Origin of the sequence: Rhodococcus chondri, assembly GCF_036327435.1 — a bacterium.
GTDB lineage: Bacteria > Actinomycetota > Actinomycetes > Mycobacteriales > Mycobacteriaceae > Rhodococcus > Rhodococcus chondri.
Genome location: NZ_JAUZMZ010000056.1, coordinates 1 through 21,113 on the forward strand (window position 1 = coordinate 1; position 21,113 = coordinate 21,113).

General features: G+C 65.9%; 19 protein-coding genes. 7 read left to right on the forward strand and 12 right to left on the reverse strand.

Annotated elements, in window-relative coordinates; all coding sequences use genetic code 11:
• Positions 1–75 precede the first annotated feature (75 nt).
• From Q8814_RS11785 to Q8814_RS11825, 9 genes are all read right to left on the reverse strand, one after another.
• On the reverse strand, positions 76–2,763 hold the full coding sequence (locus Q8814_RS11785) for a helix-turn-helix transcriptional regulator (protein WP_330152204.1): 2,688 nt from the start codon (positions 2,761–2,763) through the stop codon (positions 76–78).
• An 11-nt stretch (positions 2,764–2,774) separates the two neighbouring features.
• On the reverse strand, positions 2,775–4,118 hold the full coding sequence (locus Q8814_RS11790; RefSeq protein ID WP_330152205.1) for an MFS transporter: 1,344 nt from the start codon (positions 4,116–4,118) through the stop codon (positions 2,775–2,777).
• Between the two features lie 100 nt (positions 4,119–4,218).
• Positions 4,219–5,016, reverse strand: a complete 798-nt coding sequence (locus Q8814_RS11795) for a 1,6-dihydroxycyclohexa-2,4-diene-1-carboxylate dehydrogenase (RefSeq protein ID WP_330152206.1) — start codon at positions 5,014–5,016, stop codon at positions 4,219–4,221.
• Entirely contained in the window at positions 5,013–6,635 is a 1,623-nt protein-coding gene (benC, locus tag Q8814_RS11800; RefSeq protein ID WP_330152207.1) for a benzoate 1,2-dioxygenase electron transfer component BenC, read from the reverse strand. Before benC ends, Q8814_RS11795 begins: the two co-directional genes overlap by 4 nt.
• Before the next feature lie 33 nt (positions 6,636–6,668).
• Positions 6,669–7,172 carry a benzoate 1,2-dioxygenase small subunit gene (gene benB / locus Q8814_RS11805; protein WP_330152208.1) on the reverse strand — a complete coding sequence of 168 codons (504 nt, stop codon included), beginning with the start codon at positions 7,170–7,172 and terminating at the stop codon, positions 6,669–6,671.
• Positions 7,173–7,186: 14 nt separating this feature from the next.
• Positions 7,187–8,560 (reverse strand): benzoate 1,2-dioxygenase large subunit, encoded by a 1,374-nt coding sequence (gene benA / locus Q8814_RS11810; protein ID WP_330152209.1) that lies wholly within the window; start codon positions 8,558–8,560, stop codon positions 7,187–7,189.
• Positions 8,561–8,845: 285 nt separating this feature from the next.
• The gene (locus tag Q8814_RS11815) at positions 8,846–9,334 is read right to left on the reverse strand and encodes a hypothetical protein (RefSeq protein ID WP_330152210.1); all 489 of its coding nucleotides are present in this window, start codon (positions 9,332–9,334) and stop codon (positions 8,846–8,848) included.
• A gap of 103 nt (positions 9,335–9,437) precedes the next feature.
• Positions 9,438–11,054: a 4-hydroxyphenylacetate 3-hydroxylase family protein gene (locus Q8814_RS11820; RefSeq protein ID WP_330152211.1), complete on the reverse strand. Its 1,617-nt coding sequence runs from the start codon at positions 11,052–11,054 to the stop codon at positions 9,438–9,440.
• 47 nt (positions 11,055–11,101) lie between these two features.
• The gene (locus Q8814_RS11825; protein WP_330152212.1) at positions 11,102–11,665 is read right to left on the reverse strand and encodes a flavin reductase family protein; all 564 of its coding nucleotides are present in this window, start codon (positions 11,663–11,665) and stop codon (positions 11,102–11,104) included.
• A 190-nt stretch (positions 11,666–11,855) separates the two neighbouring features.
• Here Q8814_RS11825 and Q8814_RS11830 point away from each other — a divergent pair, with 190 nt between their 5' ends.
• Positions 11,856–12,788, forward strand: a complete 933-nt coding sequence (locus Q8814_RS11830; RefSeq protein WP_330152213.1) for an AraC family transcriptional regulator — start codon at positions 11,856–11,858, stop codon at positions 12,786–12,788.
• 11 nt (positions 12,789–12,799) lie between these two features.
• Here Q8814_RS11830 and Q8814_RS11835 read toward each other — a convergent pair whose 3' ends face one another.
• On the reverse strand, positions 12,800–13,603 hold the full coding sequence (locus tag Q8814_RS11835) for an IclR family transcriptional regulator domain-containing protein (RefSeq protein ID WP_330152214.1): 804 nt from the start codon (positions 13,601–13,603) through the stop codon (positions 12,800–12,802).
• A gap of 196 nt (positions 13,604–13,799) precedes the next feature.
• On the opposite strand from Q8814_RS11835, the gene catA reads away from it, so the two are divergent.
• The 5 genes from catA to Q8814_RS11860 all read left to right on the forward strand — a co-directional run bounded on the left by catA (position 13,800) and on the right by Q8814_RS11860 (position 18,461).
• Entirely contained in the window at positions 13,800–14,651 is an 852-nt protein-coding gene (catA, locus tag Q8814_RS11840; RefSeq protein ID WP_330152215.1) for a catechol 1,2-dioxygenase, read from the forward strand.
• 132 nt (positions 14,652–14,783) lie between these two features.
• On the forward strand, positions 14,784–15,911 hold the full coding sequence (locus tag Q8814_RS11845) for a muconate/chloromuconate family cycloisomerase (RefSeq protein ID WP_330152216.1): 1,128 nt from the start codon (positions 14,784–14,786) through the stop codon (positions 15,909–15,911).
• Between the two features lie 44 nt (positions 15,912–15,955).
• On the forward strand, positions 15,956–16,240 hold the full coding sequence (catC, locus tag Q8814_RS11850; RefSeq protein WP_330152217.1) for a muconolactone Delta-isomerase: 285 nt from the start codon (positions 15,956–15,958) through the stop codon (positions 16,238–16,240).
• A gap of 55 nt (positions 16,241–16,295) precedes the next feature.
• Complete coding sequence (locus Q8814_RS11855; protein WP_330152218.1) at positions 16,296–17,432, forward strand: alkaline phosphatase family protein; 1,137 nt, start codon at positions 16,296–16,298, stop codon at positions 17,430–17,432.
• A gap of 51 nt (positions 17,433–17,483) precedes the next feature.
• Positions 17,484–18,461, forward strand: a complete 978-nt coding sequence (locus tag Q8814_RS11860) for an alpha/beta hydrolase (protein WP_330152219.1) — start codon at positions 17,484–17,486, stop codon at positions 18,459–18,461.
• Between the two features lie 4 nt (positions 18,462–18,465).
• Here Q8814_RS11860 and ygiD read toward each other — a convergent pair whose 3' ends face one another.
• Positions 18,466–19,311 (reverse strand): 4,5-DOPA-extradiol-dioxygenase, encoded by an 846-nt coding sequence (ygiD, locus tag Q8814_RS11865; RefSeq protein ID WP_330152229.1) that lies wholly within the window; start codon positions 19,309–19,311, stop codon positions 18,466–18,468.
• 27 nt (positions 19,312–19,338) lie between these two features.
• Complete coding sequence (locus tag Q8814_RS11870; RefSeq protein ID WP_330152220.1) at positions 19,339–20,178, reverse strand: alpha/beta hydrolase; 840 nt, start codon at positions 20,176–20,178, stop codon at positions 19,339–19,341.
• Positions 20,179–20,304: 126 nt separating this feature from the next.
• Here Q8814_RS11870 and Q8814_RS11875 point away from each other — a divergent pair, with 126 nt between their 5' ends.
• Complete coding sequence (locus tag Q8814_RS11875; protein WP_330152221.1) at positions 20,305–21,039, forward strand: oxygen-binding di-iron domain-containing protein; 735 nt, start codon at positions 20,305–20,307, stop codon at positions 21,037–21,039.
• Positions 21,040–21,113: the final 74 nt, after the last annotated feature.

The following is a 21,113-nucleotide window of genomic DNA, read 5'->3' on the forward strand; positions in this document are numbered from 1 at the left end:
CGGGCGCACCGGTCGCTCGAACAGATCGATGTCGATGTCGGTTCGTTCGTCGACGGCTGTCATCTTGCGGGGACCTCACTCTTCCTGGCGAAACTGCGCAGCGAGCTCGCTGCGTGATCGGATACCGAACTTCGAATACACGCGCGTCAGGTGGTACTGGACTGTCTTGACGGACAGGAACAGCTCGCCCGCGACCTCCTTGTTGGTATGGCCGGACGCGACAAGTGTTGCGACAGCGCGCTCTTGCGGGGTCAGGGAGCCTACGTCCACGTTCCGGGTGGTGGGTGCGCCGTTGCCGGTCTTGAGTCCACCGGCCTTCAGTTCTCGGTCGCAGCGCTGGACGTACGAGGTGGCGCCGAGAGTGGAGTACAACTCCCGGGCGGCGCGGATGACGGCGTCGGCGTCACGGCGACGCCCGGCGCGGCGCATCGTCTGACCGTACGCGAAGTTGATCCGCGCGCGGTCGTACGGCAGCGGCAGCGGTGCGAGCGATTCCAACGACTCCTCGAACACCTCACGGGCAGAGTCGATGTCGCCACGCGCCGCGTGGATGCGGCCGCGTACGAATCCGACGCGTGCCTTCGCCGACCGGTGCCCCCGATCCGCGGCGCGTTCCTCGTGCGGGCGAAGGAAGCTGTCGGCTTCGTCGATGCGTCCGGTCATCACGAGCGCGTTGCCGTAGAGGTCGGGCCACGGCCAGAATCCGGGCTCGTCGAGCGCCTGCCGGCTCTGCATGGCGACCAGGGGCTCGAGGTACCGCAGCACCCCGTCGTAGTCGGCCGAGACTTCGGCGCACTGGGCCGCGGCGATGCAGGAGGGTACGAGCATCAACGCGTAGTCGTTCGTCCCGGCACGTCCGCGGCGAAGGTGTTCCCGGGCCGCCGACCAGTCTCCGCGCAGCGCGTGTACCTGCGCGCCGGTCCAGTGCACCAGCGGGCGCAGGAGGTCGAGTCCGGTCGAATCGAGCTGCGCCGCAGCGCGATCCACCGTGCGGAGAGCATCGCCCCAGGCCCCGAGGGCGAACTGGGTTCGTGCGAGCCATGCTTGCGACCACAGTGAGATCCGCAGTGAACCACCACGGAACGTGGTGGGTTCGGCGGCTTCCAGTTCTGTTCGCGCCCAATCAGGTTCGTCGACAGCGAGAGCGAGCCAGCCCTCCGCCATCCGGACCCGCTGGCTCTGCGCACCGAGACGGACGTGGTCCGCCAGGCTTGCGTAGGAGGCACGAGCCGCATCCACCCGGCCGGTCATGGCCAGGCCGAGGCCGCGGATGGCCTGGGACTCGACAGCGGCCGGTGCATCCACGGACACCAGTTCCGATGCGCGATCGGCCCATGCGACGAGGTCGTCGCCCCGGAGCCTGGCCAGTGAGTGCAGCACCATGCGCTGGCAGATCATCGCGGCGAGTTCCGGATCGGCATGCGCGTCGCCGAGCATGTTCCATGCCCCGGTGAGCAGGTAATGAGCCTCCGCGGCGCGACCACGCTGAATTGCGAGGTAGCCGAGCACCGCGTTGCGCATCGGCCCGCCGGGCACACTCTCGATCTCGGGGACGAAGGTCTGCGCCTGCGGTAGGTCGGCCGCGCCGGTCAACGCATCCACCCCCCGAATGAGGCGCTGCGTGCGTAATTCGCGGTCGGGGGTGATGCGACTGGCGGTGATGAGCGCTTCCGCGGCATTCGACCAGGCACCGTCCACCGCGCGTTCCTGCGCAAACTTGTCGAGACGATCGGCGACGCTCGCGTCGGCGGTCGGGGTGGCCGACACGAGATGGAACAGCGCGTCGCCCTCGTCGTCGACGAGTGTCGCGGCGCGTGCGTGCAGTGCACGCCACCGCGCCGGGCCGATACCGTCGGCGACGGCAGCCCGCGTCATGGGATCCGGAAACGACAGCGTGACGACGCCGCGCTGCTCCCGCATCGTGAGCAAACCGGCGGTGTGGGCACCCTCGAGGGTCACAGTCGGATCCTCGATTCCGGCCAGTGCGGCGACGAGGGCCAGTGGGCATTCGGTGCCCAGGACAGCTGCCGCCTCGATGAGCGCACGAGTCTCGTCGGTGCAGGCTCCCAACGCTCGCCCGACTACCGCGGCGTGCTGCCGCGGTGCCGGGAAACGTGCCTGCCATCCGTGCCATTGCGTCCGGGGGATCTCGTCGAGCAACTGGAGAATCGGCCGGGGACTGCCGAGCGTGTGTTCGTGCAGGCGCCGCGCGGTCCACGGCGACAGGTCCGCCCCGATCCGGAGCAGCGCCAATTGTGCGATGTCGGAAGGGAGGAGTGGGCCGACGTGGATGGTGTCGGCGTAGTGGGAGGTGAGGATTCGGGCGGTGGCGTCCGCGACACCGTCGGGGAGCACGTCCGGGCATATCCACACTATCAGCAGCGATCGTCCGTGTGCACGGCGGATCATCGACGAAAGTGCTTGCAATGATTCGGTATCGACCCAGTGGGTATCTTCGATGACGATCAGGGCCGGATCCTCGAGCCGATCGAGGTAGGCGTGTGCCGCGTCGATGGCATCGGTCGCGGTCACCGGTGCGCGCATCAACTGTTCGAGCACACCCCACGGATGCGCCGATTCCCACGGCGCGCCGGAGGCGGAGTGCACCGGGAAGCCCTGCTGCTTGTCGACGAAGTGCTTTACGAGTGCCGACTTTCCGATACCCGAAGGCCCCTCGACGAGGGCGAGCACCGGGTTTCCGGTGCGCGCCTCGTCGAGGAGCCGATCGAGCTGCGCGAGCTCGGCTTCACGTCCGACCAACATGGAGATCTCCGTCACACATCCCCGGTAGTACCGGTGGTCGGGGTCGGGATCTGGATCTGGTTGTGGTGTTCGAGGGGCTTCGGCACGAAGTAGGTGACGATCGCCCCGGCGAGTGCGATGCCCGCGAAGATGTAGAAGTTCACATTGTTCGCGATACCTGCACCGATGAGCACACCACCGATGAGCGGTCCGACGATGCCGCCGAGCCGGCCGAATCCGGCGCACCATGCGACACCGGCGGCGCGGGCCGGGGTGTCGTAGTAGTTGGAGACGAAGCCGTAGACGAGGACCTGGGTGCCGATCGTTCCGACACCGGCGATTGCCACCGCCGTGAGCAGCACCGGCAGGGGGAAGCCGAGGGTCAGCATCACCAGCGAGACCGCGGCGAGGAAGAAGGTGGTGACGATGACCGGCCGGGGGCCGCGTCCGTCCGCAACCTTCGACGCAAGGAGTCCGCCGAGGATGGCGCCGCCGTTGAGGACCAGCAGGAAGGCCAGCGAACCGTTCGCGTTGTAGCCGGCATCCGCCATGATCTTCGGCAGCCAGGTGTTCAGGCCGTAGGTCAGGAGCAGGCCTCCGAAGCTCATCATGCCCAGAAGTGCGGTCCCGAGGACGTACTTGCGGCTGGCGAGCGCGGCGAAGCCGATCTTCTCGGTCGGGGCGGTGGGCGCAGCGGACGGAACCGGGAAGCCGTACTTCTTGCACACGGCCTGCGCTTCGTCCGTGCGCCCCCGGGAGACCAGCCACGTCGGGGACTCGGGAAGCTTCACCAGGGCGAGCGGCAGCAGGATGACGAGCGGCAGCGCGCCGATCAGGAACAGGCCACGCCAGCCGATGGCGTCGCGAAGAACGATGGCGAGCAGCGAGGCGAGGACACCACCGGCGGGCACACCGCTGTAGACGATGGCGTTGAACAGGTTTCGCTTACCGGGCGGAGCGAACTCGGCGACGACGGCACCGGCGGTGGCAACCAGGCCGCCGACTCCGATGCCGGTGAAGAAGCGCAGCCCTCCGAACATCGCGATGCTCGTCGACATGGCGGCTGCGGCCATGCCGATCGAGAACCACACGATGTTGATGAGCATCATCTTGCGGCGGCCGACACGGTCACCGAAGGCGCCGGTGACGAGGGCGCCGACCATGACACCGATGAGGGCGTACGAGCCGAGCGCACCACCCTGCTGTGCGGAGATCTCCCCGAGTTGTGTCGGGTCGGCCATGAGGGTGGGCAGGATCGTGCCGTACACCACCAGGTCGTAACCGTCGAAGATGATGGCGAGCGTGGCGAGAGCGACGATCCAGATGACGCTTCGCTTGTGCTGAGGACTGGCCCATGTTTGCGTGGCCTGTGTCATGAAAACTCCGGTTTGTGTGAGGGGTCACAAATCGATCAGGGCAGAAAGGGGGCCTCACCAGCAGGTATGCGCTGCCGGTGAGGCCCGACGGGAGGTGGGACTAGCCCAGGTCTCCGCCGGCGACGGGAAGAACCGTCCCGGTGATGTACGAGGCCTCGTCGGAGGCCAGGAAGGTGATTGCCGCGGCCTGCTCGTCGAGCGTGCCGTAGCGCTTGAGCAGCGAGGAATCGACGGTCTGGTCCACGATCTGCTGGTACCAGGCCTTTTCTTGCTCGGTTTGCGGTGAGGGGCCGCGAGCGATCCGCCGTTCCGGTGCGACGGTGCCTCCGGGCGCGGTCGCGACAACGCGGACGCCGTACTGGGACAACTCGAGTGCCAGCGAGGCGGTGACCGCGTTGACGCCACCCTTCGCCGCGGCGTAGGGAGCCCGGTTGACGCCGCGGGTGGCGACCGAGGAGACGTTGACGATCGTGCCCGACCGCTGCTCGATCATGTAGGGAGCCGCCGCGCGACACGTCCACAGGGTCGGGAACAGCGAGCGGCGGATCTCCTTCTCGATCTCGTCGGGAGAGTAGTGCTCGTACGGCTTCGCCCAGATCGTGCCGCCGACCACGTTGATCAGCACGTCGATGCCGCCCATCGCCTGCGCCGCAGCCGACAGGGATTCCTCTGCGCCGGAGAAGGTTTCGAGATCCGCGGTGACCGAGTGGACCTTGCCGCCGCTGCTACGCAGATCTTCGGCGACCTCGTGAACCAGTTCGGCACGGTCGACGAGCATGACCTCACCGCCCTCGGCGGCGACGCGCGTCGCTACGGTGAGTCCGATTCCCTGAGCGGCGCCGGTGATCGTCAGACGCTTGCCGTCGAACCGGCCGGGGAAGACCATCGGTTCCGTCATTGCACGACACCCGCCGTGGCGCCCTCTGCGATCGCCCGGCGCATCGTGGCCTTCGCGTGCTGCGAGTGCGCGACGATCAGGTCACGCGCGGCAGCCTTGTCGCCCTTTTCGAAGGCCTCGACGAGTTGCATGTGCTCGTCGACGATGTGCTCTTCGATCCAATGTGCGTCCCGCAGAACCTGATACATCAACTGCGTCACTTCGAGACGGTTGTACGCCTCGAGCAGCACCGGGTTGGTGCAGCAGCGGAACAGGAACTCGTGGAACGCGGCAGTGGTGTCGGTGAAGGCAGCCGCATCGGTGAAGCGGTCACCTTCGACCGACGCTCCCGACGCCTCGGCGAGAATCCGGAACTCGATGAGCTGTTCCGGTGTGAGGCGCCCGATGGTGAGCTCGAGGACACCGAGTTCGAGCGCCATACGGGCATCGAACTGGGCGTCGGATTCGGCGACGGGAGGATGCTCTTCGCCGATCTCGTAGTTGCCCGGGTCCGCGGGTGCTGCCAGTGCGGGCGCGCGGCCCGTCTCGGCGGCGGCCCTCTCGGCGGCGGCCTTCTCTGCCTCGGTCGGGACCGGTGCCGGTGCGCCGGCGGGGGTGGCGGAGGTGTTGAACTTCTCGAAGTAGAAGTTCGCCGGCGAAATGTTGTTGTCCGCGAGGTGCGATCGGACAGCTTCCACCATCGGCGGCGGCCCGCACAGGTAGATGTCGACGTCACCTTCGTTGAGATGGGCCGGCTCGAACAGACCGGTCACGTAGCCCTTGTTGGGTGCGGACGAATTCTGGTCGGCCACGCAGTAGCTGTACGTGAAGTTGGGCAGCTTCTTCGTGTACTCCTCGAGCTTGTCCAACTCGACGAGGTCGTGATCGAAGGTGACGCCGTAGATGAGGTGCACCGCCTGATCGACGTCCTCGGTCTCGATCTTCGACAGGATCGACAGCAGCGGCGCCAGACCGGTACCGCCTGCGAGCAGCAGCGCGGGCCGCTTGCGTTCGCGCAGGAAGAAGCTGCCGAACGGTCCGGTGAACTCGAGAGTGTCGCCCACCTGCGCGGTGCCGCGGAGGTACTCCGACATCAGGCCACCCTCGGTGATCTTCACGAGGAAGGCGAGGGAATTCTCGGTCGGGCCGGTGCTGAACGAGTACGAGCGGGTGGCCGGCTTCCCGGTGCCGTCGTCGCTGCCGGGAACCCCGACGTTGACGTACTGCCCGGGCAGGAAGACCAGGTCGTCGCGGTTGGCGATCTCGACGGTGAACCCGACGACGCTCTCCGAATAGCGCCGCAACTCGGTGATCGTCGCGTTGTAGGACGCGGCGGCCGTCTTGGCGACGTCGGACGTGCTCGCGATCTGCAGAACCAGATCGGATTCGGGCATCATCTGGCAGGGCAGGCAGTAGCCTTCCTCGGCCTCTTCGTCGGTCAGCGCATCTTCGATGTAGTCGCCGCCGTCGTACGTGCCGGATTCGCAGAACGCCTTGCAGGTGCCGCACGCGCCGTCACGGCAGTCGAGCGGAATGTTGATGCGCGCCTTGTAGGACGCATCCGCGACCGTCTCGTTCGGCTTGACCTTGATGAAGCGGGTGACCCCGTCCTCGAAGCTCAGTGCCACTTGATATGTCATGACATGCGCCTCCTTTCGTGATCGGGGTCGGTATTAGACGACGTAGACGTCGACGATGTGATGGATGTAGTCGTTCTTCAGAACGATCTTCTTCTTCTTGATCACCGGCTGCTCACCCGAGACGTCGAGGGTGACGAAATTTGTGCCGAAGTACGTATCGGTCGTGTTGTACCGGTAGTACAGCGAGAACCAGTTGTGGCGCACGTCGATCTCGTTGCCGCGCCGCTCGAGGACCTCGACATTGGTGATGTTGTGACCGGTGCGGGGCTCGGGCAGCGACGTCGACGACGAACGGTCGGTGCGGATCCGGAACACGCGGTCTTCGAGACCGCCGCGGTTGGAGTAGTAGATCAGCGAGATCTCCGACTGCGGATCCTCGGTGAGCGTGCCGTTGTCGTCCCACGCCGGCATCCAGTACTCGGCGTCGGGGTGGAAGCACTCGAGCCACTTCTCGAACTCGCGGTCGTCGAGCAGACGCGCTTCCCGGTAGAGGAACTGTTCGATATCGGTCTGCGTCAGTTCGGCTGCAGTAGTCATTGTTCGAGTTCCTCTCAGAGCGCGGTGGCGTTGTCGGCGGCGGCCTCGGCGTCGACGGCCTTACGCATCGTCTCGAGCCAATAGCTGTGCTGGATCGGGTACAGGCCCTCGTCCTCGGTCTTCACACCGCTGGACAGAACGTTCGTCATGCCGAGGTCCTTGGCGACCTCGTCGGGCCCGTTGAGGACGTGCGTGGCCCCACGGCTCATGTCGTTCCAGGGCGCGGCGGTGGCGAGATACGTCTTCTGGCAGGAGCGGAACTCCTCGAGATCGTCCGGGGTGGCCATGCCGGTCGCGTTGAAGAAGTCTTCGTACTGGCGGATCCGGTTGGCGCGGGACTCGGCGCTCTCACCCTTGGGGGCGATGCAGTAGATCGTGACCTCGGTCTTGTCCACGGAGATCGGGCGGAAGTGCCGGATCTGCGACGAGAACTGATCCATCAGGTACACGTTCGGGTACAGGCACAGGTTGCGGGAGGCGCCGACCATGAATTCGGCCTTCTTCTCGCCGAATTCCTTCGCGAGCTCGTCCTTGCGCGGGAACAGCGGACGGTCCTCCGGGTTGCCCCACCACATCCACAGCAGCAGGTGACCGTGCTCGAACGAGTGGTAGCCGCCACCCTGCTTGCCCCACGTGCCGGCATCCATGGCCTTGGTTTCGTTGCTGGACTCACCGGCGGTGCGGCGCGCGGTGGTGGCCGCGTAGTTCCAGTGCGTCGCGGAGACGTGGTATCCGTCGGCGCCGTTCTCGGCCTGCAGCTTCCAGTTGCCGTCGTACGTGTAGGTCGACGCTCCGCGCAGGACCTCGAGCCCCTCGGGGGACTGGTCGACGATCATGTCGATCATCGTGGTGGCATCACCGAGATGCTCCGTGAGCGGTTTGACGTCGGGATTGACGCTGCCGAACAGGAAGCCGCGGTAGCTCTCGAAGCGCGCCACCTTCGTCAGGTCGTGGCTGCCGTCGGTGTTGAACTGCTCCGGGTAGCCGGCGCCGCGCGGATCCTTGACCTTGAGCAGCTTGCCGTTGTTGCGGAACGTCCAGCCGTGGAAGGGGCACGTGAACGTCGTGCGGTTGTCCGTCTTGCGGCGGCACAGCATCGCACCGCGGTGGCTGCACGCGTTGATCAGCGCGTTCAGTTCGCCTTCCTTGTCGCGGGTGATCACGATCGGCTGGCGGCCGATGTTGGTGGTGAAGTAGTCGCCGACATTCGGGATCTGGCTCTCGTGCGCGAGGTACACCCAGTTGCCCTCGAAGATGTACTTCATCTCCAGCTCGAAGATCTCTTCGTCGGTGAAGACATCGCGCCGGACCTGGTAGCGGCCGGTTTCGGGGTCTTCGACGAGAGCGCCGTCGAGATGGTTGCGCACGTGGTCCACGGTGTCGGTCATTGAATATCCTCCAGGTATCTGCTTCGTTCCCGGGGCGGACGGGGCTGGCGTCCGTTGCAGCCTCGGACGGGCTGGTGTGGGGCGTCCAGGAAGCGGCGGTGTCCGGTGTTACTCACTACGATGACAGCCTGTGTTACCGGTCACACCGGGGAAATGCCTAGGGATGCCTAGGACTCTCTCCTCGAGGGCTCAAAGACTCTGGCAAAAGCAGGTGGCCGAATGGCATATCCGTGTCGCCTGCGCGACAGAATGTGGCATTCGGCCACTGTGGGACGGGGGGAGAACCTAGCAGACCCACACCTGCGGGGCCGGGCGGTCGAACGACAACTCGGGGAAGTCGTCGTCGGCGACGAGGGTCTGCGGCCGCCGTTCGACGTAGTCGTGCCCGTAGGTGCGCATGTATCCGATGCACTTCACGGGGTAGTCGATCGGATCGGATCCCTTCCCGCCCGCAGTGCGGAAGAGATTCGGAAAACCCTGAACCACTCCCGAATCCGATGCGAGAAGGGCGCCGTCGCGGCCGTGCAGGGGCACGGAGCCGTCTCCGTCGACGACGTACTTGGCGCGCGAGGCGATGCGACGTCCGACGCGGATCTCCCAGCGGTGATCGATGTCGTCGTAGTGTGCGGAGTCCACGGTGGCCGCTTCGTGAACGGCCAGGCGCAACTCGTCGTGGAGGCGGGTGGCCGAACGCCGGGAGGCGAAGGAACGCCCGAGGACCACTACATCGAATTCCGGGACAGGGGCAGGGGCGCCGGAATTCGAGGTGGTCATGATCTCGGGCGTTCCTTCTGGGGGATGGTCCGGGGAGGGTTGGAAGCCGCGCGCAGGCAGGCAGAGGGGGTTGTCGTCCGCCCGCGCGCGGCAGATCAGGGCGCTACTTCTTGTAGAAGGCGCTGACGTCGGCGTTGCCGATGAGGTCCGGGACCGTCCAGCCGTCCAGGTCGTATTCGCTCATGAACTGCTCGGCGAAGCCCTTCATGGAGGACACGTCACCGCGACTCTCCGCAGCGAACAGCAGTTCGGCCTTGACGTTCTCGTGGTTGCCGGCGTAGTTCCGTTCGTAGAGTTCGTGTCGGCCGCCGAACTCGGATCCGATCGAATCCCACAGTGCCTTCATGACCTTGATGCGGTCGACGGCCTGGATGCCGTCGGAACCCCGAACATACTTGTCCAGGTAGGGCCGCACGTCGGGATTCTTGAAATCGGCGGCGGACGAGGGCAGGTAGATGAGACCGGAGGCGACGTCCTGCTCGATGATCTCCTTGATGCGCGGGTAGCCCTGCATCGCGAACATCCGGTAGGTCAGGCCGTACTCGAGTTTGGGAATGACGGTGTCGCCGATCCACGGCTCGGGATTGTGGACCATCGAATCGGTGAGCGACCAGAACAGGTTGCGCCAGCCGATGACCTCACCGACGCGGGTCTGCACACCGCGGAATCCGCCGGCGCCGGTCGCGTCGAGTGCCTTCATGAGCAGGCCGGCGATGAAGTCGAGTTTCACCGCGAGGCGGGTGCAGCCCTGCAGCGTGAAGCGCTGGAGGAAACCGGAACCCGGAAGGAAGTTGTTGATCTTCTCGACGTCTCCGTACATGAAGACGTTCTCCCACGGCACCAGGACCTTGTCGAAGATGAAGATGGCGTCGTTCTCGTCCATGCGGGAGGACAGCGGGTAGTCGAACGGCGAACCGACGATGGCGGCGTTCTGCGAGTACGAGGCGCGGGAGATGAGCTTGATGCCGGGGGCGTCCATCGGCACCGTGCAGATCAGCGCGTATTCCTTCTTCTTGATCGGCAGACCGTAGTGGGCGATGAAGTTGTAGTTGGTGATCGCCGAGCCGGTGGCGACGACCTTGGCCCCGGACACGATCAGGCCGGCGTCGGTCTCCTTTTCCACCTTCATGAACACGTCGCCCACCTCGTCCGGAGGCAGCTGGCGGTCGACCGGCGGATTGATGATGGCGTGGTTCCAGTACAGCACCTTCTCCTGGGATTCCCGGTACCACCGCTTCGCGTTCTCCTGGAACGGCGAGTAGAACTCGTCGTTGGCCCCCAGTGTGCCGAGGAACGAGGCCTTGTAGTCGGGGCTGCGGCCCATCCACCCGTACGTCATGCGTGCCCACGTCGCGATGGCGTCGCGATCCGCGATCAGGTCGGCCGAGGACTTCGGGGTGCGGAAGAACGGCATGGTCACGCCGCCGTTGCCGGTGTCGGTGGGACAGGTGAGGGTGTCGACGTGCTCACCGGTGTGCATGCCGTCGTAGAGGCGGGCGGTCATGCGGATGGAGTTGCGGAACGCCGGGTGGTTGGTGAAGTCCTTGACCCGCTCGCCGTGCAGATAGATCTCGCGGCCGTCGTCGATCGAGGCGATGTACTCGTCGCCGGTCATCGGTCGCGACGCGAAGTTCTGCTGCTTGTTGGCAGCGCAGTCCGCGGCGACGTTGGTCTTGGAACGGTCGACGTCGAGAGTGGGGCGCGGCTCGGTGGTCGTCATGGAAGATCTCCTTGTCCGGGTGAGGCAGGGGAGGGGTATGGCCGAGGTCAGGATGGGGAAGCGGCGAGGTGGAACGGGCTGAAGCGCGTGTTCGCGTCGAACCATCCGCTGGTGGGATCGTCCATGCAGCCGTTCCATGCGGCGGTGCCGCTAGGGGTGCCGAGGTCGTGGAATGTGCTGCGATAGAACAGAAGCGGATCCTTGTCGCGTGTCACGGCGTCGACGATCTCGCCGATGTAGATCACGTGGTCGCCGCCGTCGTATTCGCGCCACGGGTTGCACGACAGCGTGGCGGCGGTGCCGCCGAGGATCGGGGCCGTGGGTCCCTGTTCCCACAGCGGGCCGGGCGACCGGGGCCGGCCGGCGAAGTGCATCGCGGTGTCGACCTGGTCGGCGGCGAGAATGTTCACCGCGAACGGAGCGCCCGACAAGAAGCTGCAGGCCTTCGAGGTGCGGGTCAGGGTCACCTGGCACAGCCGCGGCTCCAGCGAGACCGCCGTGAAAGCGGTGACGGTGGCACCGTGGGGCTCACCCTCGCCGTTGGCGCAGGTGATGACTGTGACGCCACTTGCGAACTGTCCGAAGATGTTTCGCAGCTTTCGCTGATCCATTCCTGGCCCTCCTCGATCGGTGTGACCTAGACCATACGAACCGGAGGGGGGCGCCGCGATCCGCTGAGCGCGGCCGCTATCCGCCGAGCGCGGCGGATAGGTCGAAGGTCCCTGCTTGCCGGGGAACGTGGTCCCGATCACACTGGACGGCGGATCCCCTCGGGATCGAACCGGGAAGGTGGACACGACGTTGACAGGAGCGACACCTGCACCCTCGGGCTGGGCCGAGGCCGCGGAGGTGGTTTCGCATGCGTATTTCATGCACGACCTGAAGCCGCTGAGAAACACCGCGCCGTCCCTGAATCTTCGGACGCTCCCGCTCGGCTCGGTGCGATTGGCGAGGATCGGATGGGGTGCCGAAGTCGCCATCGACAGCACTCATCCCGGCGCATACGCGGTCAACATTCCCCTTTCGGGATGCATCGAGTCGGTCGCCGCCGGCATCGAAGTCGTTTCGGGAGTGGGTCAGGCCTCGGTATTCCGGCCCGACACGGCTGCGACGATCAGCCGGTGGACCGACGACTGCGAGATCGTCGGCGTCAAGCTCGAACGCGACTACCTGCATCGCGAGATGGCCCGGATCCTGGGCCGCCCCGACATGCAGCTTCCGGCGCAGGTGGACCTGACCACCGAGTCGGGGCGGAGTTGGATGACGCTTCTGCGCTCGATCGTCGAGCAGCTCAAGGCCGACGAGTCGCTGTGGAACAACCCGCTCGTCGCCGAGCAACTGTCGGGCGCATTGACCTCGTCGTTCATTCTCGCGGTGATGCCGGACGACGCCGATCCGGCGGCGGGGGCGCGGCCGCGGATCATCAAGCGTGTACTCGATCGTCTGCACGCGGATCCCTCGCAGCCGTGGACCACCGCGGAGATGGCCGCACTGGCCGGGGTGAGCGCGCGCCGGCTGCAGGAGGGGTTCCGTGAATACCTAGGTGTGTGTCCGCGCGACTACCTGCTGAATCTGCGGCTCGAACGGATCCACGAGGCGCTCGCGGGCGGAAACGCCGCGGAGTTGTCGGTGACCGATGTGGCGCTGAGCTGGGGTATTACCCACACCGGACGTTTCGCGGCGGCCTATCGCCGCAAGTACGGTGTCGCGCCGTCGGAGACCCTCCGCGGCTGATCGGAGGCAGATCAGTCGCGCTGCGGCCGGTATCCGAGGTCGCTGCTCAACTGCTCGGCGCAACTCACGACGCACTTGGCCGCGTGATCGCGGAACGACTCGATCGTGTGCCGCCCGGTCGAGGTCGAGCACGCGAGCACGCCGACGACCGTGGCATTCGTGTCGAATATCGGGGCCGAGAGGGAGATTAGGCCCTCTTCCAGTTCCGCGGAGACCAGGGCATATCCGAGGTTGCGGACCTCGGCGAGTGCGGTGTGCAGTTCCTCCGCGCCTCCGAGCGTGGAGGAGGTGAGTCTGTCGAATCGGGTCTGGGCGATCACGGTGTCGACGGTTTCGCGCGGTGCCCACGCGAGCAGTGCCCGTCCCATCGATGTGGCATAGGCGGGGACGCGGGTGCCCACGGAGACGTTGATGCTCATGATGCGTCGCACGGGGATTCGGGCCGCATACACCACGTCAGGACCGTCGAGCACGCCGAGCGACGCGGATTCGTTGGTGTGATCGGCGATCTCTACGAGTTTGGGCAGGGCGGCGTCCACGAGGGCATGCGAGGACGAGTAGTGCTGGCCGATGCTGAGAACTCGTGGAGTGAGCGACCACCTGGTCCCCAGGGCCGTCACGTAGCCGAGTCGCTGCAGCGTGAGCAGGATGCGGCGTACCGCCGGACGGGACAGCCCCGTCTTCGTGGCAACCTCGGCGAGAGTCGGCGTCGGATCCTTCTCGTCGAACGCGTGCAATACGGCAAAACCGCGCTCGATGCTCTGTATGAAATCGCGTTCGCCACCCCGGCTGTTGCCTAGGTCGATACTCGGCATCGCTTCTCCTACCTGCAGGTTCGTCTGATCTTGCAGCATGCGGTGTTGACAAGAGGTGTGACAACACGCACAGTATGTGATGTACGCAATGCGATGCGCAAGTACGCACAGCGTACAGATGCCGATGATCCGCACAGCCCGCGCGATGAACCGGCCCCCAGCCTGCCCACCGTTTCCAGTCCCGACCAGGAGAGCCATGACCACCATGGATAACCCCACCGCCCACGCTTCGGGCAACGCCGCCACCGACAAGTTCAAGTCCGAGCGGGTTACGTCCGACACCTCCGTCGAGCGCGCCTCCGCGATCTACAAGGACGTGCTTGCGGCTCTCGCTGGGGTCGTTCACAAGCACGAGGTCACCTACGACGAGTACCGCGTCCTCAAGCAGTGGATGATCGACGTCGGCGAGTACGGCGAGTGGCCGCTGTGGCTCGACGTCTTCGTGGAGCACGAGGTCGAGGAAGTTCACTACAACCGCAAGAACTTCACCGGCACCAAGGGCTCCATCGAGGGCCCCTACTACGTGGAGAACTCGCCGAAGCTCCCGTCGAAGTGCACCATGCCGATGCGTGAGAAGGACAAGGTCGCTCCGTCGCTGATCTTCAAGGGTCAGGTCACCGACCTCGAGGGCAAGGGCCTGTCCGAGGCCACCGTCGAACTGTGGCACGCGGACGAAGAGGGCTTCTACTCGCGGTTCGCCCCCGGCATCCCGGAGTGGAACCTGCGCGGCACCGTCGAGGTCGACGAGAACGGCAACTTCGAGATCACCACGCTCAAGCCGGCTCCGTACAAGATCCCGGCCGACGGCCCGACCGGCTGGTTCATCGAGTCCTACGGCGGCCACCCGTGGCGTCCGGCCCACCTGCACCTCATGGTGAAGGCCCCCGGCAAGCGCCCCATCACCACCCAGCTGTACTTCAAGGGCGGCGATTGGGTCGAGGACGACGTTGCGACCGCGGTCAAGCCGGAACTCCTCCTGGACCCGCAGCCCAATGCGGACGGTGTCGCCGAGGTGACCTACAACTTCGTGCTCGACCCCGAGGCCTGATCCTTCCCTTCCGGATGAGGACCTACTCCTGACAACGAATGCCGGTGTCCCCCAGGGACACCGGCATTCGCTGTCGAGGCGCTCCCCCTGTCGCCCCCATCACTTCCGAACCCGATTGTGAGCTGACCGAAGATGTCCGACCCCGACCTGAAGATCGTCTCCGTCGAAACGACGATCATCGATATCCCGCTGATCCGCCCGCACAAGTTCGCGACAACGACGTCGGAGACCCAGCCGATCCTGCTTGTCTCCGTCACCACCGCCGGCGGGGTCACCGGCCACGGTGAAGGCGTCGTTCCCGGCGGACCCTGGTGGGGCGGCGAATCCGTCGAGACCATGCAGCAGATCGTCGACCGCTACATCGGTCCGTACATCATCGGCCGCGGCGTCGACGAGATCAGCGGGATCATGGTCGATATCGAACGAATCGTCGCGAACGCGCGGTTCGCGAAGGCCGCTGTGGACGTGGCCCTGCACGACGCGTGGGCCCGCAGCCTCGGCGTCAGCGTCGCGACCCTGCTCGGCGGTGCGTTCCGGACCGGTGTCGACGTGCGCTGGGCGCTCGGCGCAGCCCCCCTCGAAGAGATCGTCGAAGAGGTCTCCCACAAGATGGACGAGCGCCTCAACTTCGCCTTCAAACTCAAGATGGGCGCGCTCGACCCCGCCGTCGACACCGAACGTGTCGTCAAGATCGTCGAAGCCTTCGACGGCAAGGTCGGTTTCAGCATCGACGTCAACGCCCGGTGGGATCGCTTCACCGCGCTGCGGCACGTCCCCCAGTTGGTCGACGGCGGAGTCGAGCTCATCGAACAGCCCACCCCGGCAGAACAACTCGACGTGCTTGCCGAGATCAACCGGCGAGTGTCCGCGCCGGTGATGGCCGACGAGTCCGTCCAGACGCCGCACGACGCCTATCAGGTCGCCAAGCTCGGCGCTGCCGACGTCATCGCTCTCAAGACCACGAAGTGCGGTGGACTGCAACGCAGTAAAGAGGTGGTGGCCGTCGCGAAGGCCGCCGGGCTGCGCTGCCACGGCGCGACCTCGATCGAAGGGCCGATCGGCACCGCGGCGTCGATCCATTTCGCATGCTCCGAGCCGGGCATCAACTACGGTACGGAACTGTTCGGTCCGCAGTTGTTCGCGGTCGAACTGCTGCAGAAGCCGCTCGACTACTCCGACGGTCAGGTCCACCTTCCGGAGGGCCCCGGCCTCGGCGTCGAACTCGACATGGACGTCGTCCGGAAATACGCCCGCGCCTGACCGGCCGCGGCACCGATCACTCAGCTTACGAGGAGAAAATCACCATGGCACTGTTCCACGTTCGGATGGATGTCAACATTCCCCGCGACCTCGACCCCGAGGTGCGCGCCGAAACCGTCGCCAGGGAAAAGGCCTACAGCCAGGAACTGCAGCGGTCGGGCAAGTGGCCCGAGATCTGGCGCATCGTCGGTCAGTACAGCAACATCTCCATCTTCGATGTGGAGTCGGCCGACGAACTGCACGAGATCCTGTTCAACCTGCCGCTGTTCCCCTTCATGGACATCGAGGTCATGGCACTGACCAAGCACGGATCCGACGTCAAGGACTAGAGACGGTTCCCTCGTCGTCGCGCACGACGCCGCAGCGGCAGGCCATACTCGAGGTATGACCCTGCCGCTGCGCGACGTCTACGCCGAACCGACCCTCGCCGACCTGCTGCCGTCGGTCCTCGCGTCCGCGGGGGTGAGCGGCGAGGCCAACCGCCTCGAGCTCGCCGGTTCCGATCGCACCGTGGTGCTGCTCGTCGACGGCATGGGATGGGAACTGCTGCAACGCAACAGCGCTGCCGCACCGTTCCTGACCGCTGTCCCCGGACGGGCGATCCGCGCCGGCTTTCCCACCACCACCGCGTCGAGTATCGCGTCGCTCGGCACCGGTCTGCCGTCGGGGCGGCACGGCATCACGGGTTATCAGTCGTACGTCGACGAAATCGAAGCACCCGTGAACTGGCTTCGGTGGACCCTCGCGGGAACCTCGGTCGATCAGCGCGAACAGCTGGTGCCCGAGGACATCCAACCGCACCCCACCGTCTTCGAACGCGCCGACGCCGCAGGGCTCGCCGTGACCACGGTCGTACCAAGGCACTTCGACGGCAGCGGCCTGACGCGCGCGGTGCTGCGCGGCGGCACGTTCGTGGGGGTGTCCGCGTACGGCGATCTGCTCGCGAGCGTCGTCGNGGCCACGTGCAGCTCCGAGCGGTCCCTCGTCTACTGTTATCTCGGCGAGGTCGACACGCTCGGCCACGTGTACGGCCCGGAGTCCGCGGCGTGGCTCGCGCAACTCACTATCGTCGACCGGTTCGTCGAACAGCTCGCCGGTGCCCTGCCCGACGGCACGCGGCTGCTCGTCACCGCCGACCACGGCATGGTCGACGCCTCCCGGGGCCGCCGTATCGACTTCGACCACTCGCCGGGTCTTTCGGACGACGTGACGATCATCGCCGGGGAACCGCGCTGCCGCCACATCTACACCGAACGCGTCGATGCGGTTCTCGAACGCTGGCGCAACGAACTGGGGGACGACCTGTGGGTCGGCACCCGCGACGAGGTCCTCGCGGCCGACCTGTTCGGTCCCGACCCCGACCCGGCGCTGACCGGACGAATCGGCGACCTCGTCGCGATCGGGAAGGGCGAGGCGTCGATCATCCGCACCGACGGCGAACTGATCATGTCGAAACTGCCCGGTCAGCACGGTGCCCTCACCGACGACGAGCTGCTCGTTCCCCTCCTGCAACTCCGCTGACGTGTCGAAGCTCGCGTGTCGTCGCGGGCATCTGTCAACTAATGTGGACACATGCGAATCAATGCCGCTGTGACGTGGCACGACCGCAGGAGCAAGATCGCGTTGATCATCCTCTGGGTCGTCCGCATCCTGGTCAAACCGATCCTCACCCTCTGGCCGAGCAACGACTTCGGTATCGCGCTTCTGGGCCGGCTGTCATGGGTCGTCGACCGCCTCACACCGACCCCGCGCACCGTCCACGTCACTCCCACCGAACTGGGCGGCGTGCCGGGTGAACACATCATCTCGCCCAAACCCGTCGACGATCCGCTCGACGACGCCACGATCCTCTACCTCCACGGCGGCGGCTTCATCTTCTGCGGTCCGTCCACCCACCGGCAGCTCTGCACGCAACTCGCGCTCGATTCGGGTGCGCCCGTGTACTCGATGGATTACCGGCAGGTCCCGACCGTGCCCATCGCCGGATCGGTGCAGGACGCGATGAACGCCTACGTGGCGCTGCTCGACGTCGCCGACGACCCCACCCGCATCATCGTCGCCGGCGACTCCGCCGGCGGGTACCTCGCCGCGAAGGTCGCGGAGATCGCCGCCCGGCGCGGCATCCAGCGACCGGCCGCCGTCATCGGCTACTCACCGCTGCTGAACCTCGATCTCGACGACCACGATCCGGCGTACATGGCACGGGATTCCTACCTACCCATCAAGGCGCTCGACAAGCTGCGGCCCCGATGGTTCGCCGGTCAGGAAGCCATCGAAGGGGAGATGAACCCCGTCGACGCCGACCCCGCACTGTTTCCGCCGATGTTCATGTGCGCCGCCGAATACGAGCTGACCAGACCCGACGTCGAGATCATGACCGAACGGCTCGTGTCCGCGGGGCAGGTCGTCGAAACGCACCTGTGGCGCGAACAGATCCATGCGTGGCCGGTACTCGCCCGCACCCTGCCCGAGGCAATGGCACTGATTGCGCTCAGCACCGCGTTCGCGCGGCGCATCGTGATGGCCGTCGACGACGACCGCGCCGCCTGATACCTCACATGTTGGTGTTGATCGGATCGGTCGCTTCCGGCAGTGCCGCACTCGTGCCCCCGGACGGGTCCACGTCCGGGTGGTGCATGCCCGCGGTGTAGGCGGTCATCGACAGCGATCCGTATTCGACACCGTCCACGAGCGTGTCCGGTTGCCCGCTGGATTCGGCGACCAGCCCGGCGAAATACAGCATCGGCAGAAAATGATCCGGTGTCGGAACGGCTTTCGTGAACTCCGGATGCTCGCTCAGCCGTGCCGCATCGCCGGGGCGGTCCCGCAGCAGGTCCCTCGCCGCATCGTCGAAGCGGTGTGCCCAGTCGAACCCCTCACCGGGACGCCGTGGATCCATGCCGCCGAGGTTGTGGACGATGTTGCCGCTGCCGACGATCAGCACCCCGCGCTCGCGCAGCGCGGCAAGTTTTGCGCCCAGCTCGACGTGATAGTCCAGCGGCTTGTACGCATTGAGACTCAGTTGCACCACAGGCACATTCGCGTCCGGAAACATGTGTGTGAGCACCGACCACGTGCCGTGGTCGATACCCCACGAGTCGACGTCGGCCCCCACCCAGGTGGGACGCACGATGTCGGCGATCTCCTCGGTGAGTTCGGGCGCACCCGGAGCGGGATAGTCGACGTCGAACAACTCCTGCGGGAACCCGAAGAAGTCGTGGATCGTGCGCGGCGACGGCATCGTCGTGACAGCGGTGGCATTGATGAACCAGTGCGCCGAGATCGACAGGATCGCCCGGGGCGTGGGAACCGACCGTCCGAACGCCGCCCAGGCGTGCGTGTACCGATTCGAGTCGAGTGCGTTGAGCGGACTGCCGTGACCGATGAACGCGACGGGCATACGTTCGGACATTCGATACCCGGCCTCTCAGCGGCCGAGCCGCGGTCGCAGCCATTCGACGAGATCGCTCAGCACCCGGTCGTTCTCGGGTTCGTTGAACACCTCGTGGAACAGCCCGTCGTACAGCTTCAGGGTCAGGTCGGGTGAGCCGGCACGGTCGGCAATCAACTGTGCACCGGCCGGGTCGGCGAGTGTGTCGGCCGTGCCGTGCTGCACGAGCACAGGTAGAGCCAGCGCCGGTAGACGCTCCGCGACGCTCTCCTCGTTGACGACGAGCGCGCGGGCGATCCCGGCGGGGATCGGACCGTGGTGGACGAGGGGGTCGGACTGGTACGCCGCGACCACCGCCGGGTCGCGGGAGACCGCAGTGCTGTCCAGTTTCTGCACCGGCACATCGGGCAGGAACCGTCCGAGCACCTTGCCGATCTGCACCACGATATTCGGAGTGCCGCCGGTGACCACCACGGCCGGACCCGAGAGCGCGAGCGCGGTCAGCCGATCCTGATGATCGAGGGCGTAGGCCAGGGCAATGGCACCGCCCATCGAGTGCCCGAGCAGGAAGGTCGGCTGCTGCGGATGCGCGTCGACGGCGATGTCGAACAGCTTGTCGAGGTCGTCGGTGAACTCGCTGATCTCCCGTGCGCGGAGGCGCTTGCCGCCCGAGCGACCGTGACCGCGGTGATCGGGCGCGTACACCACCAGTCCGAGCGCTGTGAGACGTTCGGCGACATGGTCGTAGCGACGGGCATGCTCGCCGAGTCCGTGGGAGAGCACCAGCACGCCCGTGGTCGCGCCGTCCGGCGACCAGACGTCGTACACGATCCGGGTGTCGTTTCCGCCGGTGAACGAGGCCTCGGTGTGCTGCATGCGCATCTCCTGACGAGTGGTCGACCTGCTGCCTTCCGAATCCTCGCACGAGAGCCGGCTGCAACCTTGTACGCGACTCGCGACCGGAGGATCGTGGACGGGAGATCACGTGCGAAGGGCCCGGCGATGGAAACCAAGATTACCGAGATCGCTCCGGATATCTATCGTTTGTCCACGTTTGTCGACGACGTGAATCTGGCGATGAACCAGTTCTTCGTCGACGGTGACGAGCCGCTGCTGTTCCATACGGGTCAACGCGCGCTCTTTCCCCTTGTGTCCGAGGCGGTCGCGCGTCTGATTCCGTTGGATCGACTGCGGTGGATCACGTTCGGTCACGTCGAGGCCGATGAATGCGGCTCGATGAATTCGTGGCTCGCGGCCGCGCCGACAGCGGAGGTCGCGCACGGCGCACTGGCATGCCTCGTCCAGGTCGGTGATCTTGCCGACCGTCCACCGCACCCGCTGCAGGACGGCGACGTCCTGGATACGGGCCGCCGACGGATACGCCACATCGACACGCCCCATATTCCGCACGGGTGGGATGCCGGACTCATGTTCGAGGAGACGACGTCGACGCTGCTGTGCGGCGATCTGTTCACGATGTTCGGTAGCTACCCGGCGCAGACCGACAGTGAATTGCTCGGTCCGGCCTTGGCCGCCGAAGATATGGGGCGCCCGACGTGCCTGACCCCTGCCCTCGCCCCGACCCTTCGTGCCCTCGCCGCCCTGAAACCTCACACGCTCGCCCCGATGCACGCACCGGCGTATGCGGGTGATTGCGCGGCAATGCTGCAGGGCCTCGCCGGGGCCTACGAAGAACGATTGGTAGCCGAACTCGAGAAGTCGGCCGACGGCCGGTGAAGGCAGAGAACAATTCGGTTGACCGCCGGATCCGCGCCGGTACTCTCGTTGTTGTGATTCAAGCTCTGTTTTTC

Excerpts from the sequence above, each read along its gene's own strand:
- Q8814_RS11785 (WP_330152204.1), bottom strand. The coding sequence starts at position 2,763 with ATGTTGGTCGGACGTGAAGCCGAGCTCGCGCAGCTCGATCGGCTCCTC.
- Q8814_RS11790 (WP_330152205.1), bottom strand. The coding sequence starts at position 4,118 with ATGACACAGGCCACGCAAACATGGGCCAGTCCTCAGCACAAGCGAAGC.
- Q8814_RS11795 (WP_330152206.1), bottom strand. The coding sequence starts at position 5,016 with ATGACGGAACCGATGGTCTTCCCCGGCCGGTTCGACGGCAAGCGTCTG.
- benC (WP_330152207.1), bottom strand. The coding sequence starts at position 6,635 with ATGACATATCAAGTGGCACTGAGCTTCGAGGACGGGGTCACCCGCTTC.
- benB (WP_330152208.1), bottom strand. The coding sequence starts at position 7,172 with ATGACTACTGCAGCCGAACTGACGCAGACCGATATCGAACAGTTCCTC.
- benA (WP_330152209.1), bottom strand. The coding sequence starts at position 8,560 with ATGACCGACACCGTGGACCACGTGCGCAACCATCTCGACGGCGCTCTC.
- Q8814_RS11815 (WP_330152210.1), bottom strand. The coding sequence starts at position 9,334 with ATGACCACCTCGAATTCCGGCGCCCCTGCCCCTGTCCCGGAATTCGAT.
- Q8814_RS11820 (WP_330152211.1), bottom strand. The coding sequence starts at position 11,054 with ATGACGACCACCGAGCCGCGCCCCACTCTCGACGTCGACCGTTCCAAG.
- Q8814_RS11825 (WP_330152212.1), bottom strand. The coding sequence starts at position 11,665 with ATGGATCAGCGAAAGCTGCGAAACATCTTCGGACAGTTCGCAAGTGGC.
- Q8814_RS11835 (WP_330152214.1), bottom strand. The coding sequence starts at position 13,603 with ATGCCGAGTATCGACCTAGGCAACAGCCGGGGTGGCGAACGCGATTTC.
- catA (WP_330152215.1), top strand. The coding sequence starts at position 13,800 with ATGACCACCATGGATAACCCCACCGCCCACGCTTCGGGCAACGCCGCC.
- Q8814_RS11845 (WP_330152216.1), top strand. The coding sequence starts at position 14,784 with ATGTCCGACCCCGACCTGAAGATCGTCTCCGTCGAAACGACGATCATC.
- catC (WP_330152217.1), top strand. The coding sequence starts at position 15,956 with ATGGCACTGTTCCACGTTCGGATGGATGTCAACATTCCCCGCGACCTC.
- Q8814_RS11860 (WP_330152219.1), top strand. The coding sequence starts at position 17,484 with ATGCGAATCAATGCCGCTGTGACGTGGCACGACCGCAGGAGCAAGATC.
- ygiD (WP_330152229.1), bottom strand. The coding sequence starts at position 19,311 with ATGCCCGTCGCGTTCATCGGTCACGGCAGTCCGCTCAACGCACTCGAC.
- Q8814_RS11870 (WP_330152220.1), bottom strand. The coding sequence starts at position 20,178 with ATGCAGCACACCGAGGCCTCGTTCACCGGCGGAAACGACACCCGGATC.
- Q8814_RS11875 (WP_330152221.1), top strand. The coding sequence starts at position 20,305 with ATGGAAACCAAGATTACCGAGATCGCTCCGGATATCTATCGTTTGTCC.